Source organism: Psychrobacter sp. 1Y10 (assembly GCF_052259005.1).
Classification (GTDB): domain Bacteria; phylum Pseudomonadota; class Gammaproteobacteria; order Pseudomonadales; family Moraxellaceae; genus Psychrobacter; species Psychrobacter saeujeotis.
On record NZ_JBQQES010000001.1, the window covers coordinates 655158 to 672275 of the forward strand.

13 protein-coding genes and 2 tRNA genes are annotated in these 17118 nt (G+C 42.8%); 7 read left to right on the top strand and 8 right to left on the bottom strand.

The genetic code is table 11. The features are described from left to right. Positions 1 to 98: 98 nt before the first annotated feature. The 3 genes from ACTXGH_RS02790 to ACTXGH_RS02800 all read right to left on the bottom strand — a co-directional run bounded on the left by ACTXGH_RS02790 (position 99) and on the right by ACTXGH_RS02800 (position 3903). Entirely contained in the window at positions 99 to 1406 is a 1308-nt protein-coding gene (locus ACTXGH_RS02790; RefSeq protein ID WP_439295817.1) for a lytic murein transglycosylase, read from the bottom strand. A gap of 358 nt (positions 1407 to 1764) precedes the next feature. Next, positions 1765 to 2664, bottom strand: coding sequence for an SMP-30/gluconolactonase/LRE family protein (locus tag ACTXGH_RS02795; protein WP_439260620.1), 900 nt, complete (start codon positions 2662 to 2664; stop codon positions 1765 to 1767). A 75-nt stretch (positions 2665 to 2739) separates the two neighbouring features. After that, positions 2740 to 3903 carry an iron-containing alcohol dehydrogenase gene (locus ACTXGH_RS02800; RefSeq protein ID WP_439295816.1) on the bottom strand — a complete coding sequence of 388 codons (1164 nt, stop codon included), beginning with the start codon at positions 3901 to 3903 and terminating at the stop codon, positions 2740 to 2742. Between the two features lie 456 nt (positions 3904 to 4359). Here ACTXGH_RS02800 and ACTXGH_RS02805 point away from each other — a divergent pair, with 456 nt between their 5' ends. Next, positions 4360 to 5412: a TRAP transporter substrate-binding protein gene (locus ACTXGH_RS02805; RefSeq protein ID WP_439295815.1), complete on the top strand. Its 1053-nt coding sequence runs from the start codon at positions 4360 to 4362 to the stop codon at positions 5410 to 5412. 147 nt (positions 5413 to 5559) lie between these two features. On the opposite strand, the gene ACTXGH_RS02810 is transcribed toward ACTXGH_RS02805, so the two are convergent. From ACTXGH_RS02810 to ACTXGH_RS02830, 5 genes are all read right to left on the bottom strand, one after another. Beyond that, positions 5560 to 6000 carry a hypothetical protein gene (locus ACTXGH_RS02810; RefSeq protein ID WP_439295814.1) on the bottom strand — a complete coding sequence of 147 codons (441 nt, stop codon included), beginning with the start codon at positions 5998 to 6000 and terminating at the stop codon, positions 5560 to 5562. Between the two features lie 20 nt (positions 6001 to 6020). Beyond that, complete coding sequence (locus tag ACTXGH_RS02815) at positions 6021 to 6506, bottom strand: hypothetical protein (RefSeq protein WP_439295813.1); 486 nt, start codon at positions 6504 to 6506, stop codon at positions 6021 to 6023. 189 nt (positions 6507 to 6695) lie between these two features. Continuing rightward, positions 6696 to 7304: a DedA family protein gene (locus ACTXGH_RS02820; protein WP_439295812.1), complete on the bottom strand. Its 609-nt coding sequence runs from the start codon at positions 7302 to 7304 to the stop codon at positions 6696 to 6698. Between the two features lie 207 nt (positions 7305 to 7511). Further along, positions 7512 to 7588: transfer RNA gene (locus tag ACTXGH_RS02825), tRNA-Asp, on the bottom strand. A 50-nt stretch (positions 7589 to 7638) separates the two neighbouring features. Continuing rightward, positions 7639 to 7714 (bottom strand) — tRNA-Val (locus ACTXGH_RS02830). 319 nt (positions 7715 to 8033) lie between these two features. Between ACTXGH_RS02830 and ACTXGH_RS02835 the strand changes: the two genes are divergently transcribed. From ACTXGH_RS02835 to ACTXGH_RS02860, 6 genes are all read left to right on the top strand, one after another. After that, complete coding sequence (locus ACTXGH_RS02835; RefSeq protein WP_439297068.1) at positions 8034 to 9674, top strand: cardiolipin synthase; 1641 nt, start codon at positions 8034 to 8036, stop codon at positions 9672 to 9674. Positions 9675 to 9765: 91 nt separating this feature from the next. Then, positions 9766 to 11244, top strand: a complete 1479-nt coding sequence (locus ACTXGH_RS02840; RefSeq protein ID WP_439297067.1) for a tetratricopeptide repeat protein — start codon at positions 9766 to 9768, stop codon at positions 11242 to 11244. A gap of 212 nt (positions 11245 to 11456) precedes the next feature. After that, positions 11457 to 13058, top strand: a complete 1602-nt coding sequence (locus ACTXGH_RS02845) for a 3-deoxy-D-manno-octulosonic acid transferase (RefSeq protein ID WP_439260626.1) — start codon at positions 11457 to 11459, stop codon at positions 13056 to 13058. 38 nt (positions 13059 to 13096) lie between these two features. Next, positions 13097 to 13840 (top strand): 16S rRNA (uracil(1498)-N(3))-methyltransferase, encoded by a 744-nt coding sequence (locus ACTXGH_RS02850; RefSeq protein ID WP_439297066.1) that lies wholly within the window; start codon positions 13097 to 13099, stop codon positions 13838 to 13840. 197 nt (positions 13841 to 14037) lie between these two features. Continuing rightward, a complete protein-coding gene (locus ACTXGH_RS02855) occupies positions 14038 to 15168 on the top strand; it encodes a Fe(3+) ABC transporter substrate-binding protein (protein WP_439260628.1) in 1131 nt (376 codons plus the stop codon). A gap of 50 nt (positions 15169 to 15218) precedes the next feature. After that, positions 15219 to 16895, top strand: a complete 1677-nt coding sequence (locus ACTXGH_RS02860; protein WP_439297065.1) for an ABC transporter permease — start codon at positions 15219 to 15221, stop codon at positions 16893 to 16895. Positions 16896 to 17118 lie beyond the last annotated feature (223 nt).

Below are 17118 nucleotides of genomic sequence, written 5' to 3' on the forward strand. Positions count from 1 at the left end.
GTTGAGCTTTATTCAATTTAGTATAGGCAACAGGTATATCTGTATCAGGCATATAGTTATCAGATATATATCAAAGATAAAATATACAAGCCATAACTTCACCAGCTAGTCAATGATGAGGCGCTACTTTGACTGATAAAACCATCTGGTGTTTGTCCATTGTTAGCCTGCCAGCTCTGAAATGCCTTACGAGTATTGGTGCCGATAATTCCATCAGCGCCTTTGGTATCATAGCCTGCACTGGTTAAGCGCTGTTGTAAACGGGTCACTTGCGCCGTTGATAGTGGGCGCTCATAACGTGGCCATGATTTACGTAGGCCACTTTTTCCAACGATTGCATTACCTAATAAGCTGACGCCCAATGCGTAGTTTGATGAGTTGTTATAGACTTTTATCACATCGAAGTTAGGGCTAAGCAGTAGGGCTGGGCCATCTTTACCAGCAGGTAACCAAAGCTCCATCTGCGTATTGGCATCTAAGCTTACATCATCAATGGTATCGAGACCGAGGGCTGCCCATCTAGCAGCAGGCTGCTTGGTACTGACCGTAGAGTAATCAAAAGATGCTGGCAAGGTGACTTCGTAGAATGGTGCCAGACCGCGTACCCAGCCTGAGTTGCTCAGGTAGTTGGCGGTTGATGCCAGCGCGTCGGCCGTTGACCATGGATTGCGATGACCGTTACTGTCGCCATCGACACCATGTTTTACCCAGGTATCAGGGATGAACTGCGTCTGTCCCATACCACCTGCCCAAGAGCCTTCAAGTTGAGACCAAGATACATCGCCACGCTGTAATAGCTGCATAAGTGACAGTAATTGAGTCTCAGCAAACTCTTGACGGCGTCCATCATAGGCAAGGCTTGCAAGTGCACTTGGTAAATAGCTGTTGCCAGTGACTGCACCAAACGAGGACTCCATACCCCAGATCGCAGCAATAATCTCTGCATTAACACCATATTGGGATTCTAAACTTGATAAATACGAGCGCTGCTCTGCAAATTTGCGTTTACCAGTTGCGATGCGTCCATCTGACGCCGCTGAGTCTGCATACTCCCACGGCATTTTAGAAAACTCAGGCTGACCTGAATCGAGTGAAATAACTTGCTCGTTTAGGTAGGCTGAGCCGAGTAAACGCTGGACATCGGATGAGCTATATCCGGCAGACATAGCACGCATAGAGAAGTCTGATTTCCAGTCTGAAAAACTGCGGTAGCTAGGTTTAGGGGTAATGACCGTCTGTTGTTGAACAATGACAGGAGCAGGCTTTACTTTGATAGTTTGAGTCTGTGTCACCTGAACGTTGCCTTGACGCACAGGCTTAGTTGGTTGCTGCGTTGTCGGTTGAGTGGCACAACCAGCTGCTAATAGTATAGGCAGTAGGATCGCATATTGCTTATTTAACATCATAAAAGGTCTCGAATATCAATAAATACTAGAACAATAGTAGAAAAATAGGTCAAATTTAAAACAAGTTTGAGGTCATAAAGGATCGGTGCTGAGAGCTATTATGAACCAACAACGAAAAATTACTGTAGCAATAAACAGGCATAAAGTCGATGGTATAAATACGGTTATTATTGATTTTGAAACAGTACATTAGCAACAAAATACCACTAGGCTAGTTTTGTTTTTAAGTATGATATTAGGTTTGTCAAAGGACATAGGGAGAAATGCAGCGTCATTACGTTGCTGCATTTATAGTACATATTATCGAAAGCTAAGAAATACTATGATTCTTACGTTTTTAAATAAAGTTTATTCGTTATTATGGTGTCCCAGCATGATCGACTTTGACTTGTGTAGACAGCATACGACCTTTAGTCTCAGCTTTACGCGATGCCTCATCCCAGTCAGGGGCTGCACACATAAATAGTGTTTTACCATCCTGTCCACCAAGAGCCACAGCAAAAATACCGTCAGGTGCGGTATCGATAGTTTCTAAAATTTTACCACCCTCGCTAATACGTACAGCACGCTGATTTAAAGTATCTGCAATCCAAACAGCGCCTTCGCTATCTAGTGCAAGGCCGTCTGGTAGAATTTCGGCGTTTCCTATACGCACACCAAGGTTTGGCTCATCGCCCAATTCGCCAAAGCTTGCAAAGTCACGTTTTTCGCCAAGTGTCCCATCTTTATTAATATCAAATTGCGAGATTTTATTGCCAAATAGTTCGTTGACGATTAAGGTCTTTTCATCGGCTGATATCACCATGCCATTGGGAAAAGACAAACCTTTTGCAACCACTTGTGAGCTTCCATCCGGTCTAACCAGTACCAGTCCTGCGTGCTCATGATCAGCGCCGCCCATCAAGTCAAAGCCAAAGTTACCGACGTAAGCGTTTCCATTGGGAGCGACCACCATATCGTTAGCATGTCCACCGCAATGCTCCCAAATGTCAGCGTGCACGACTAATTCGCCATTGTCTTCTAAGCGTAAGACTTTACGGTCTTTCATCGATACTACCAGCATACGACCGTCAGGCAACCAACCTAAACCAGAAGGTTGCTGTTCAATATGGACAATTTTTTCTGCCACACCTTGATCATTAACGCGGTAAACCCCCTGCGTATAAAAATCAACAAACCATAAAGCGTTTTTATACCAGCGAGGGCCTTCTAGATAATGAAAGCCATCAACGACAACGTCTAACTCATATTTCGACATAATTATTTCCCTTAATTAGTGGTTATCTTCCTTGATAAATAAGTGCAATTATTTTACATAATGATTGTTTTTCTTTTAGAGTATCTCCTTATATATCGTTGTCACTTCATCTAACGTCATATCCTTAGGATTGGTCGCAATCAGTCGAGCATAAGTATTCGTCACTATGTCTGCTAGAGCAGAGATATCCTGGTCTGTAATATCTAATTCACTCAAACGATATTTAAGGCCACTCATCTCTAAGAAACCTCGCAACTGTTTGATGAACTGACTTGCCGCATCAAAATCATTCATACCAGAGGTTTGAGCAGGCATGACGGCACGAGCCAGCTCTGCATAGAGAGGTGCTGCTGCTGATAAGTTAAAAGTAAATACCCCGCACATAACAAGAGCATTGGCATGTCCATGTGGAATATGGAAGTTAATACTAAGCGGGTAGGAGAGTCCATGTACAGCGGCTACGGAAGAGTTGACGAAAGCAATACCGGCTAGCGTGGAGCCCAGTAGCATATCAGCACGAGCGTCGATATCATCGACTTGATTTAATACTTTCTCAAAGTTATTCCAGAGCATCTGCAAGCCTTGAAGCGCTAAGGCGTCTGAGATAGGATTCTTTTTCGTACGGCTGGTATAAGCTTCAACACAATGCACCATGGCATCAAGTGCTGTTGCAGCAGTAATGTGGCGAGGTAAATTAAGGGTTAGCGTCGCATCTAAAATGGCGACATCAGGTAGGATTTTTGGGGTATAAATCGCTTTTTTGCTGCCATCTTTTGCCGTGATGACTGATACAAAGGTAGATTCTGCGCCAGTACCAGCGGTGGTCGGTATCGCAAACAGAGGTAGCTTGTTAAAACCACTGACATCTTTATCCAAAATATCATTAACAGACTCAAAGTCGTTTGGATATAAAGCGACAATTTTTGCAGTATCGATAGAGCTACCACCACCTAAACCAATAACCAACTCACACTTATTGTCTCTAGCAATTTTGATAGCGTCATTGACGACTTGAACAGGCGGGTCAGCTACAACGGCATCGAAAACAACTGCTTGTATGCCAGCTTCTTGCAACGATTGCTGAGCAATATCGACATAGCCTAGCTGAGTGATGCCAGCATCCGTAACGATAATAGCCGATGTTGCAGAGTACTGCTTGGCTAATGCACCGAGCTTTTGGCGCATACTGTCAGCTTCGCTAACGATATGACCATTGGTATAAAATTCAATCCCTATCATGTGTTCTTCCTTGTGTAGAGGTACTTCCATGTATAAAGCAGTACTAATTGTAATGTAGTATTCATGGTTCTGTATACATAAGTTCCTTACTTATAAGTTTTCCAGTATGAACTTATACTAAGTTTTTATAGTGCTTTATATCTAATTTATTAAGATTTTATTATTATTTTTGATGCTTAACGTTTGTAATAAGGAGCAAATTACTGAGTATATGATTAATAATAATACCTGTATAAACACGTCATAAAATGATTTGACAGCTATCATTATAGCTGCTAATTTTAAATAGCTTTTTAATTTAGAAGCATTATTGATAATGCTTCTAAATTCTATAGAAGCTTATTTAACAATGAATGTCATATATGCTGCAAAAAATCTGAATCGACAAGCTCGTAATTATCCAGCCAATCAATAAAATAACCTCTAATTTTTAATCACTATCAAAAGGAATTAATAGTGAAACTTGCCCCTCTATTATCTATAACGGCGCTTGCAGCTGTCAGCCTATTTGGTTGTTCTAACCAGTCCAATAGCAGTAGTGACGAGGCCTCATCTCAGGAAACTATCGTTCTACGTTTTTCACACTTTTATCCATCGACCTCCGATATCAACGAGCAAATATTTGAACCGTGGGCCAAAAAAATAGAAGCAGATTCTGATGGACGTCTCAAGGTCGAAGTCTATCCTTCAGCAACGATTAGTAAAGCAGATACTGCTTATGAGTCTGCAGTAAAAGGAACGATTGACATCGGCTCTCAGGTACAGGGTTATACCAGCGGTCGATTCCCACTGTCTCAAATCGCAGAGCTTCCAGGTTTGTCTAATTCGTCCACACAGACAGGCTGTATGTTACAAACGCTTTATGATAATGGTGCTATTGCTAGTGAGTATGATGACTCACACTTACTGTTCATGTTCGCTACGGGACCTGGGACTTTACATAGCACTAATAAATTAATTAAAACTCCTGAAGATATGAGAGGTATGCGTATTCGTAGGCCTTCAGCAGTGGCGGGTGACATTATTGAAAGTATGGGTGCTTCACCTGTAGGACTACCTGCTAATGATATATATACTTCTCTACAGCGCGGTGTTGTTGATGGATTGAGCTTTCCATGGGAAGCTATGGCAACTTTTAAGCTTGATGAGCTGACAAAATATCATACTAATATGCCATTCTATAGTTCCGCCTTAATGGTAACTATGAACAAAGACAAATATGAAGGCTTGCCAGAAGACTTGAAACAAGTTATTGATGCCAACTCAGGTATGGCACTTAGCAAGAAAGTAGGTGCGATGTGGGATAAGACTTATTCGGTACAATTGCAAGCAGCTCGAGACAAAGGTGACGAGGTTATTGATATTTTAGATCCACTCAACGATCCAGACTGGAAAGGGCCTCTTGAAAAGGGCACACAGAAGTATCTTGATGATGTCAATGCCTTAGGCTTGGATGCTGATGGTGTTTATGAAAAAGCCAAAGCTGCCAGCATCGCTTGTAAAGTTTAACTTATTGAAAGTTTTAGCCTTGTCATCATCATGCCTACTTACCCAGTCGCTGATTTGATTTATTAAAATCTCATTAAACAACTGATTAAAGATCCTAACGTAACAAGGTGGATGTAAAAGAAAGGCATTGACGGTTCTAACGGCCAATTAACCACTATTACCATTGTTTAAAGCCCACTTATAGAGCTTTTTGATTCCGTAACTTCCGGGATCAACTAGCTCAAGCATATCTGCACAAGCTTCCGCACAAGATACTCGGTATACAGGATTGTAAAAGCCAGGAGTCTTTGGCCTGAATAAAGCAAGATAGTCGTATTTAAAATGTTGGCGTTTATTAAACCAGCGTAGAACATAGCCCATATCGCACATAACTGGTATCAGAACCCAGTGACTGCCCGACATATCGATATTCTTGCGTCTTAGTCCGCCATCACGGTGACTTGAGGTAATACAATCGTAGCACTGATTACCAAGGTCGTTGATGACAAGCTCACAATGACTAAAGGGCGAGCCATCAATTAGACTAATCGCTCGATCCAATAGCGTCTCATGTGTAGCAGTATAAAAAGCTAAATAGGTAGATTGCATCAAGAAACCTCCGCTGAAATTTATAGTTCAATAGGTGGTTTATCTACAGCCATAAGTGTATTTATCTGAGTTGCCCATTCGTAGAGCTTTTTGAGTCCGTAACTTCCGGGATCAACTAATTCAAGCATATCTGCACAAGCTTCAGAACAAAACAGCGAATGTGCAGGTTCATAAAAGTTTGGGATTACAGTTCTAATTATGCCAAAGTAGTTATATTTGAAGTTTTGGCGTTTATCGAACCAACGAAGAACATGACCCATATCGCACTTAACTGGTATCAGAACCCAGTGACTGCCTGACATGTCGATATTCTTGCGTCTTAGTCCGCCATCACGGTGACTTGAGCTAATACAATCGTAGCACTGATTACCAAGGTCATTGATGACAAGCTCACAATGACTAAAAGGCGAGCCATCAATCAGACTAATCGTTCGATCTAGCAGTTTCCCATGATCAGCAATATAAAAAGCCAGATATGTAGTTTGCATCAAATCAATTGGTTGCACGTTTAGCCTCCAAAAGTCCTTTTTGATTAAATCGTAGGCTATATGGTTATTTTATAACACTATAAACTCACATTGAGTATATTTATTATAGTAGAGCTGATGCTCTCAGCTGCTATGTTTGTGTTTCTATTTTCATTAGATAAAACAAAAAGGAAGAGACGCTTAGCGCAGATTGAGCATTGAAAGGAACTAGTCAGACAATCGGCGTTTTATAAACCAACCAGCGATAATAATTAAAGCCAATACGCCAAAAATCTTAGAATAAGGTGCTAGGGTAGTTTCAACCATCTGATAGTTTTCACCAAAATAATAACCCGCAAGCATTAGTACAGTTGTCCAGATGCTAGACCCTAATGCCGTTAAGGTTAAAAAAGGTAAGAGTGACATTTTATTCATCCCAGCAGGGATTGAGATAAATGAGCGAATACCGGGTACCATTCTTCCGAAGAATACGGCTTTTTTACCATGGTTATCAAACCAGTCATTAGTCGCGGAGATATCATCAGGCTTTACAAATACGTATTTGCCGTATTTCTCTGCGAATGTTATCAATCGTTCTTTATCAAATAGGCTTCCTAGATAATATAAAGGTAGGGCACCTAGCGTAGCGCCAATCGTACCAGCCAGTATAACTATTATAAGATTTAAATCACCTTTTGATGCGGCAAAACCAGCTGCTGGCATAATAACTTCAGAAGGTATGGGCGGAAAAACGTTTTCGGCAAACATAGCAAATACAATACCTAAATAGCCAAACTTTGCCATGATAGCCAGTATCCACTCGCTCATTTGATTCATTATGGCCACTTCTTAAATTTTAGTAGATATTGACTTTTTGAGGACAAACAATAAATGTACGCCAGTTTTGTTACCTATAAATCTCAATTAAGGTATGTTATGTCAATCTGTATAGGGTAAAGAATGTAAGACACAAAAAAACCTCAAACAATCTAATGTTTGAGGCGAAACTTGCTTAAACTTTACAGTTTAAATTCGTTTTAAATATGGCGCAGCGGACGGGACTCGAACCCGCGACCCCCGGCGTGACAGGCCGGTATTCTAACCAACTGAACTACCGCTGCTTAGGTCGTCTTAGCATCTTGCCTTTATAAAAGGCCCACTTGCTAACAAGTGGTGGGTGATGACGGATTCGAACCGCCGACATTCTGCGTGTAAGGCAGACGCTCTACCAACTGAGCTAATCACCCGCTCTGTGGGTGTGTATTATATAGATTTACATCTGCCTGTCAAATAGTATTTTATAAAAATTTCAAATAATCCAAAATAGACTGTAAACATAAGCTATGGTGATAGTAGTTTATAAGAATGAGCAATCAAAGAATCTTGGATAAATATGTATTAAGCAAGGGTGCTATTATAATACGAGAGTGAGATGATCTGATAAGCTGCATTCGTTAAAGACGGCTTGTTGCCTTTATCTATTGTTTGATAATAAAAAACTACTATACTACCAAGCCGTAGATATCAATTATCAATGTTTTCTATCCATATTTTGTTCTGCGTAGGGTGAGGGAGGCAGTTATAGAATCTTTAGCGACTGAGCAGCACCTTGCATCGTGGTCTTGGGGTAGCTTTGCAGGGTTAGGACTGCTATTACACATCATATTAATGGTGATCATGACTTTGCGTGTGGTCTCGGTACAGCGCAATATTGGAGTGGCGATTGCCTGGATAGCGGTTCTATACACCCTGCCAGTGTTTGGGTTTATAGCTTATATTCTAGTCGGCGAACCGATGATCGGTCGTCGTTATCGGCAGCGTGTGGATCAAGCAAGCTTGCTAATGAACGACATAGCAGCACGTGAGCGGATGGTGTTTGATCAAGGACAGGATTTGTTGCCGATTAACTATCGGGGCGTGAGTCGTATCGGTACACGCTGGACAGGGTTTGGCGTGTACGCTGGACATAGGATGCAACTGCTAACTTCATCTAGAGCGTTTTTTAATCATCTGATTAGCGATATCGATAATGCTAAGCGCACCATTCTTATAGAGTTTTATATTATCTACCCCAAAGGCCAAGTCCTAGATGTGCTGAAGTCTCTAGCTGCTGCCGCCAAACGCGGGGTAGAGTGTCATATATTAATAGACAGTGTCGGCAGTTTTAGCTTTTTTAATAGCTCTGAGCATCGAGCGTTAGAGCGAGCAGGCGTGTTCGTACACCAGTCACTACCGGTAGGGTTGTTTAAGACATTATTTAAGCGCTCTGATTTGCGTAATCATCGTAAGATTGTGGTAATCGACGAATATATCGGTTATACCGGTAGTTTTAATTTGGTGGATCCCAAGTTTTTTAAACAAGACAAAGGTGTTGGTCAGTGGGTTGATGTGATGATGCGCAGCGTTGGTCAGCAGCCAATTAGCATAGCTACGGCCATGGCTAAAGTTGTCATTACTGATATCGGTGCTGAGAACAATGACAATCTAGATGCATTAGATAAGCGGGTAAATAGCTATACTCGTAAGTTGTATGTATTGAATCCGACCATCAATGATATTAACAGCCGAATTCAGGTGCTCGTTGATGATGTGGATAGTTATATACCTACTGTACCAGGCTCAAAGTCGATTGCGATACCGCAAATGCCTGTGGTTGATGATGTTGTTGCACAGCTCATTCCTTCAGCGCCGCAGGTGACCGCTCATGTCATTTATAATACCTTAGTGACTATTATTCACCGCGCCAATAAGCGTATTCAAATTACGACGCCTTACTTTGTACCAGATGAAGCGCTGTCAGGAGCATTAGAAACAGCAGCAAAGCGCGGTGTCGATGTGACTTTAATTATTCCAGAAAAGGTGGATTCGTTTTTGGTGCAGCATGCGTCACAAGCGTATTATCAAGAACTGCTTGAAGCTGGCGTAAAGATTGCATTGTTCCAAGGTGGACTATTACATGCTAAAACGGTAGTTATTGATGATGATTATTGCCTGTTTGGTACAGTGAACATCGATATGCGTAGCTTCTATTTAAATATGGAAGTAAGTTTGGCGATATATACACCTGAAATGGTTGCTCAAGTCGCTGACTGCCAAGATGCTTATTTGCAAAGCTGCCGATTTTTAAGTCTAAAAGAGTGGCAGCAGCGTCGCGATTCTGAACGTTTATTCGATAACGTAGTGCGTCTGTTTAGTCCTTTATTGTAGTCGTTACCGTCTTTGTATAACTGATTTGTATAACCGATGCCTAATCTAGTAATGCCATTTGTGATTTTTATTCAGAGGATATGCCCATTCCATGCTTGCTACGCCAAACGCTACTTTAGCTAAGATCCCTAAAACGTCACTTGGTTATATGGCGGAAGGCTACTGGCAAGATTTTATAGCAGATCGTCCTATCGCAGGGGGTATCGCTTATGAAAAGCAGCTGCATGAGTGTCAATTAGATGAATCGCTCGCCAGCTTACAGCGAGTAGACACGCTGATTTTGCAGATACGCCGTGATATTACAAAGGCAAAAGACCAGTCTGAGGGCTTAGGCGAGGTTGCACTGCTGGCTGATGAGCGCTATCGCAACTTATTACTGTTTTTAGCATTTTATGCAGGGCGAGTGCTGGCGCGTCAGTGGCAAAGTGAACCACATTGGTATGAACAGTTTGAACTAAAAAAGCATTTTGATACGCTACCGTTGATTGCAGAGGATTTTTATCAATCCATGGCTGTGGTATATAGTAATAACTCTAATGATAGTGCAGATATATTTTTTGCGTTAGAGCCCATGGGCCTGCGTCTATTTGGGTATATTGATCGGCAGTTTCAGGCGGTACAAGGTGGGCAAGTTGCTAGCGGATTGTATCAAGCGGTAAGTGCGCGACTACCAAAAAATAATGGTATTGATGAGAGTGTTACAGCTGAACCAAATGTAGAGCATTATTCTGAATCAGTAGATGTTAATCCCAGATTGATTGATGATGAAAATTTTCAAAGCCAACGGCTACCAGTCCAAGCTACCGAACATAGAGAAATTCCTGTTACCAAGCTAGCCGTAGCACAGCAAGCTGTGCCTTCAATAGTCGATGTAGCAGCGAGTGTCAAACCTAAAATATCTGAAATGCCTACTAATTTCAGTGCGACTACCACCCAACTGCAAACTGTTAGCCCCTTAAAGGTCTCTATAACGCCAGAAATATTTACTCAGTTACTTATAGAGTTAGATGAGATTGAGGTGCCACAAGCTACTGGCCACGATGACTATCTGCAAGCGTGCAAAATACTGGATCAATTCGAGCACCATATTGCGCGGCAAAATAAGCCGCGTGACCAAGTGACGTTTTCAGAGCACCATCAGGCAGCACGGCAGCAAGCACTAATACGTCTGCAAAATTCTGCCGAATCTGGTAATACCACTGCGATGTTACGCTTGGCTATGTACGAGTTACTAGGTGAAGGGCAAATAGCGGATGCAGAAGCCAGCAAAGTAGTAGGGACTGACTGGGTTAAACAAGCGGCGAACAGTAAAGATGTTCGTGCCCAGCGCTTACTTAGTAAGATGTACTATCAAGGTATCGGCGTGCCGCAAGAGGTGAGTAGCGGTCAATATTGGTTGGAGGAAGCGGCTAAAAATGGACATACAGAAGCAGCAGATCTGGTGGCTAAGTGGCAACAAGCTCAAACATTAATCACATCGCAAAAGCAAGAGCAGCATAGTATTAAGCGTTATCAAGTGTTGGTAGGAGTAGTGGTGCTTGGTGCAATATTGCTCATTGTATTTATATAACAATCAAGCACTCACTTATCGCGTTGTAAGGTTTTAGACTAGCTATTTAACGATACCATAAGACGGTAATTAGTAGACCATACGATTTTCTGCGCACATTTTCTGCGCACTTAGTCACTAAGTTGTATGGCTTTTTCATGATTTACGGTAAAATTTATCAACGGTTGACTGTCTAACTTGTCATTTTATCTATCACAAAACTGGGCTTCTCCATGCCATCACCTTCTGTACCACCGTCTACTGAATCTGAGCCATTAGCGGCTCAAAAAGATTTTGATAACGATACGCTGGATAACCATTCGCTAGATAACTGTGCGTTAAGTAGTACTGCGCCAATCAAACGCGCCACTCGCATGCCACCTTGGTATTATCAGCTTGCTATCACGCTACTAAAGCCATTGTATCGCATTCAAGTTTGGCGTCGTTCGCGCAGTCGTGACAACTATCAACAAGAAGTTGCGCAGCGCTTTGGCAAGCAGTATCCACCGCGTCCGGTATCAAGCGACACTTGTAATGACAAAACAATTTGGTGTCATGCCGTCTCGTTAGGAGAGACCAATACAGTCGCGCCCTTGCTCGATGCTCTATTGGCACAAGGCTATAATATATGGCTAACCAATACCACACAGACGGGTTATGCGCGCGGTGCCAGTCGTTTTGCTGAGGAGATTGCTCAAGGTCGGATGAGTCACAGTTATGTGCCAGTAGATACGCCCGCCGTTATCGAGACATTTTTGGCGCATGTACAGCCTGTCGCTGCGTTGTTTGTCGAAACTGAATTATGGGCAAATATTTTAGCCACTTTATCGCAAAAAGACATTCCTAGTATTCTGGTAAATGGACGACTATCAGCGGCATCTTTTAACCGCTATCAAAAGATAAGCGCCGTAAGTGCTAGCATGATGCAAAACCTCAGTTTAATCATCGCGCAAGATAGCGACTCTGCTAAACGCTTCCGGCAGTTGGAAGCAGATAGTGCGCAGATACGCGTTGCAGGCTCACTTAAATGGGTCATCAATACGCCTAAAACTACCAATTCCAAAAACGTCACTGATTCCAAACTAGCGACTAATAAAGTCAAAGAAGATGGCGCTATTAATGAGTTGTCGAATCTGTCTGATTCGCAGTTTGTAGACCGTCCAGTTTGGATAGCAGCGAGCACTCATAGCGGTGAAGAAAGTATGGCATTAGCGCTACACCAGCAACTATTGGATATAGCGGAGCTGTCTACGGCCCTACTTATCATCGTACCCAGACACCCTGAGCGCTTTGATGAGGTGGCTGCGCTCATTAACGAAACAGGTTTGCAAATGGCAAGGCGTAGTCAAGACGAAGACATCACTACAAAAACGCAGGTTTATCTGGCTGATAGTATGGGCGAGCTGATGCGATGGTATGCACAAGCAGATGTAGCGCTTGTTGGTGGTTCTATCGTTGATATCGGCGGCCATAATCCTGTGGAGCCTATGAGTGTGGGCACGCCAGTACTTATGGGACAGTATACCCAGTCATGTCAGAGCGTCGTAGATAAGCTGGCAGGTGCTGGTGCTTTATATCAACCAAACAACCATTTTTATCAAGCAATCGGCAGTGACGAGCATCTAATAAACGACTCTACAAGCGATGATGAGATGATATATCAACAGCTACAGTTTTGGCTGCGTCATTTAGAGATTGCCAGAAAAGCGGGACAGGCAGGTAAGCAGATGACCATTCAGGAGCAGGCAGTATTGACCCGACAACTAGCGATGATAGAAGAGACAATTGAAAAGTTTTCTAGCGTGTATCCTCAGGCCGACCAGCCATATCTCTAATCGTCGTTCACTCTTATTTTTATTAAGCGATCTGCTCTATGAATTGTATTTTGTTGCCTGCATCTGATATTGCACCGCCTTATGCACAGATTAACTCGCCTGTACAAATCGAACACATCAATAAGGTATTAAAGCTACCAGTTGGTGCGACGCTCAAAATCGGTCAGCTTGGTGGCAATCTTGGTACAGCAGTTATTGACGATATGTCACCTAGTAACATACAGCTACGTGAGGTACAGCTCGATACTCCGTCGCCAGCCAAATTAGAGGTTACTGTGATTTTGGCATTGCCACGGCCTAAAGTACTACGGCGCTTGATCATGGACATGACCGCATTGGGTGTTTGTCATATTATTCTGATTAATAGTTACCGTACTCAAAAGAGCTATTGGCAAAGTCCGCTACTGATGCGGCTTAATGAATTTGTATTAGAAGGTTTGCAGCAAGGGGTCGATACGATAGCGCCGCGCATTTCTTTACAAAAACGTTTTAAACCGTTCGTCGAAGATCAGCTGCCCAGTCTGATTACTCATGACGCTATAATCGCTCATCCTTATAGCGATCTGGCCTTTTCGCAATATCTACAACAACTGCCTGTAGAGTCTATATCTTCTGCAAGAGTTCAGCGGCCAGATGTGGTTTGCATCGGAGCTGAAGGGGGCTGGGTTGATTATGAGATTGAACTGCTATGTAAGCAGGGATGCAAAGCGGTAAATATAGGCCCTCGAATCTTACGCACAGAAGCTGCTGTAAACGTGATTTTGGGGCAATGGCTAATATAAAATGAATAGAATAAAACTCTCTATAAACTGTACTTTTTGGGGGCAAAACCAGTCGAAATAATGTATTGATAATTAATCTCATTTCTATTAGTATATTGTTTCTGGTTTTTATCATTGTTTTAGCAGTATAAACGCCTACCTAATTGCTTATCATCTAAACTATCTCATTTATCTTTTATACTATTATGGAGAAGACCATGTCATCGAACGCGGTTGCTGAACGTCTGTCGCTAACTCGCCCTGTTAAGGCTACCTTATCTGTTGCTGTCTTTGGCATGATGATGGGTCTAGTGGGTTGTAATAACGCATCTACTCCAGCTGAAGACGCAGAGACGCAAACGCCGACCACTGAAGAGGCCAGTAATGATAGTACCGTGGCGACTGCAGGTGATGATCAAGTGGTGACGATTTATTCGTCACGTAACGAGCAGCTTATTAAGCCATTGTTAGATAAATATACCGAAGAGACAGGCGTAAAAATCGAGCTGGTTACTGATAAGACAGGTCCATTAATGGCACGCTTGCAAGCTGAAGGTCAGAACACACCGGCCGACATGTTATTGACGGTCGATGCTGGGAACTTATGGCAAGCTGCGCAGCAAGGATTATTGCAGCCAGTGGCTTCTACGGTACTTGAAAGCAATGTTCCTGCTAAATACCGAGATCCAAAAGGTCAGTGGACAGGTCTGTCGCTGCGTGCACGCACGATATTTTATGATCCAAACAAAGTCAGTGCTGATGAGTTATCAACGTATGCAGATTTGGCTGATCCAAAGTGGAAAGGTAAACTGTGCTTGCGTACCTCTAAAAAGGTCTATAACCAATCGCTTGTCGCCAGTATGATGGAGCATTTGGGCGAAGAAAAGACAGAAGAGGTTATTCGTGGATGGGTCGATAATCTAGCGACTGACGTATTTAGTGATGATACCAGCATGTTAGAAGCCATCGCTGCAGGTCAATGTGAAGTTGGTATTGCTAACAGTTATTACTATGGCCGTATACTTGATGAAAAGCCTGACTTCCCTGTCGAGATATTTTGGGCAAACCAAGATACAACAGGCACACATGTAAATATCTCTGGCGCTGGTGTGACCACCAACTCAGACAATCCAGATGGTGCGCTTAAACTAATAGAGTGGTTGTCCTCTGATGAAGCTCAAGGTATTTATGCCAGCTCAGACAAAGAGTATCCAGTAAAAGAAGGCGTTGATGAGTCAGACATGCTCAGATCGTGGGGCACGTTCAAACAAGACGATATCAATGTGCAAAAATTTGGCGAACTACAAACACAAGCGATCCAGATGATGGATAAAGCAGGTTATAAATAATCGGTTGCTGGGTTTAGTTTATAAGCGTCTGACAGGGTAATATCTATATTATGACAATGACAAAAGCGTCTGCTAGTGAAGACAGTACTGTCAAAGATAGCCCTGCCAGTGACACTCGTGTTATTCGTCAAGAGCGTATAGTCGGTAAGCGTATTATTTCAAAATCAGTCTTAGGGCTGATTTCGTCGTTTATGCTCATCCCAATTTTAATTGTTCTTTTTGCTTGGACGCAGCCAGTTGCAGATATCTGGTCGCATATGACAGATTATGTGCTACCGCAAGTCCTCAAAAATACGGCCATCTTACTGCTTATGGTGACCGTTATTGCTGGCAGTATTGGTACGACGTTGGCATGGATAACGAGCATGTACCGCTTCCCAGGACAGCGGTTTTTTTCGTGGGCGCTAATGCTGCCCTTAGCCATGCCAGCTTATGTGCTAGCGTTTGTGACAGTGGGAATGGTTGATTTTAGTGGACCGTTACAGACGGGACTACGGGATTTGGGGATTAGCACCGTGATACCCTCAGTACGTAATGTCTGGGGTGCTGGGCTAATATTGTCACTGGCGTTTTATCCTTATGTATATCTGCTGGCAAGGCAAGCGTTTTTATCTCAAGGTCGGCGTGCGATAGAAGCAGGTCAGATGCTGGGGCTTAGCCGCAGTCGAGTGTTGTTTCGCTTGGCTCTACCGCAAGCGCTGCCTTGGATTATCGGTGGGCTGTTGTTAGCGACGATGGAGACTTTGGCAGATTTTGGTGCCGTCTCGGTGTTTAACGTCGATACCTTTACTACGGCTATTTATAAAGCATGGTTTGGGTTTTTTAGTTTAACCACGGCAGCGCAATTGGCCGCTTTATTGATCGGTGTGGTATTTATTGTGGTATTGTTTGAGCAGTATTGGCAAGCAAGACGTGGCAATGCAGTCACTCAAGGGAGCAATCGCCGTTTAGAGGCCAGTACACCTGCAAAGCTTACAATGACGCTGCTGTGTACGCTCGTATTTTCAATTGCCTTTCTCATACCATTTTTACAACTGTTCTATTGGACAGCGACGAATTTTCGTCAAGATTTCGATGCACGTTATATCGATTTTGTAACCAATAGTTTGATGATTGCCAGTATGACGACGCTACTTATTGCTTTGCTTGCTATCATCGTTGCATGGATTAAACGTCAGTATTCTGACAAAACAACGAAGCTGATGACCACTTTAGCCAATTTAGGTTATGTCGTACCAGGCACAGTACTAGCTGTAGGGGTTTTTATTCCGATTGCTTGGGTTGATAATCAACTGATCGCTATCGGAGTCACCTCAAAGCAAGTGCTATCAGGAAGTGTTATTGTCATGCTACTTGCGCTCTCAACCCGTTTTATGACGGTCAGCTTCCAACCTATCGACCGTCAGCTACAGCGTTTGACGGTCAATCAAGAGGCGGCTGCAAAGTTGCTCAGTGACAGTCCATTACAGCGCTGGCGTCAGGTGGTATTGCCGATACTCAAACCAGGTATGTTGACTGCACTATTAATGGGTTTTGTAGAAGTCATGAAAGAGATGCCGATTACACTTATGACACGGCGTCAAGGCTGGGATACGCTGGCAGTACGTGTGTTTGAGATGACTAGTGAGGGGATGTGGGCAAGGGCTGCGTTGCCAAGCTTACTTATCGTACTTGTCGGACTGATTCCAGTATGGATATTGCTACGTCAAAGTGACAAAAATAGCTAGCGTAGTCATAGTACGTTAAATCAGAATGACGATATAGTAGATTTAACGTACTATGTCTTGTAGCGTACTATATATAGCTATGTTCAATTGACATTCATTGTTGCTTTTATCGTATTACTTATTTTATCTCTATCGCTCATTGGTAACATCTATGCATACTGACCTGATCAAAGACTCAGCAGACCGAACAGATCACTCCAAACCAAAATCTATTGGCAAAAAA

Coding starts and splice junctions, on each gene's coding strand:
- ACTXGH_RS02790 (WP_439295817.1), bottom strand. CDS start 1,406: ATGATGTTAAATAAGCAATATGCGATCCTACTGCCTATACTATTAGCA.
- ACTXGH_RS02795 (WP_439260620.1), bottom strand. CDS start 2,664: ATGTCGAAATATGAGTTAGACGTTGTCGTTGATGGCTTTCATTATCTA.
- ACTXGH_RS02800 (WP_439295816.1), bottom strand. CDS start 3,903: ATGATAGGGATTGAATTTTATACCAATGGTCATATCGTTAGCGAAGCT.
- ACTXGH_RS02810 (WP_439295814.1), bottom strand. CDS start 6,000: ATGCAATCTACCTATTTAGCTTTTTATACTGCTACACATGAGACGCTA.
- ACTXGH_RS02820 (WP_439295812.1), bottom strand. CDS start 7,304: ATGAATCAAATGAGCGAGTGGATACTGGCTATCATGGCAAAGTTTGGC.
- ACTXGH_RS02840 (WP_439297067.1), top strand. CDS start 9,766: ATGCTTGCTACGCCAAACGCTACTTTAGCTAAGATCCCTAAAACGTCA.
- ACTXGH_RS02845 (WP_439260626.1), top strand. CDS start 11,457: ATGCCATCACCTTCTGTACCACCGTCTACTGAATCTGAGCCATTAGCG.
- ACTXGH_RS02850 (WP_439297066.1), top strand. CDS start 13,097: ATGAATTGTATTTTGTTGCCTGCATCTGATATTGCACCGCCTTATGCA.
- ACTXGH_RS02855 (WP_439260628.1), top strand. CDS start 14,038: ATGTCATCGAACGCGGTTGCTGAACGTCTGTCGCTAACTCGCCCTGTT.
- ACTXGH_RS02860 (WP_439297065.1), top strand. CDS start 15,219: ATGACAATGACAAAAGCGTCTGCTAGTGAAGACAGTACTGTCAAAGAT.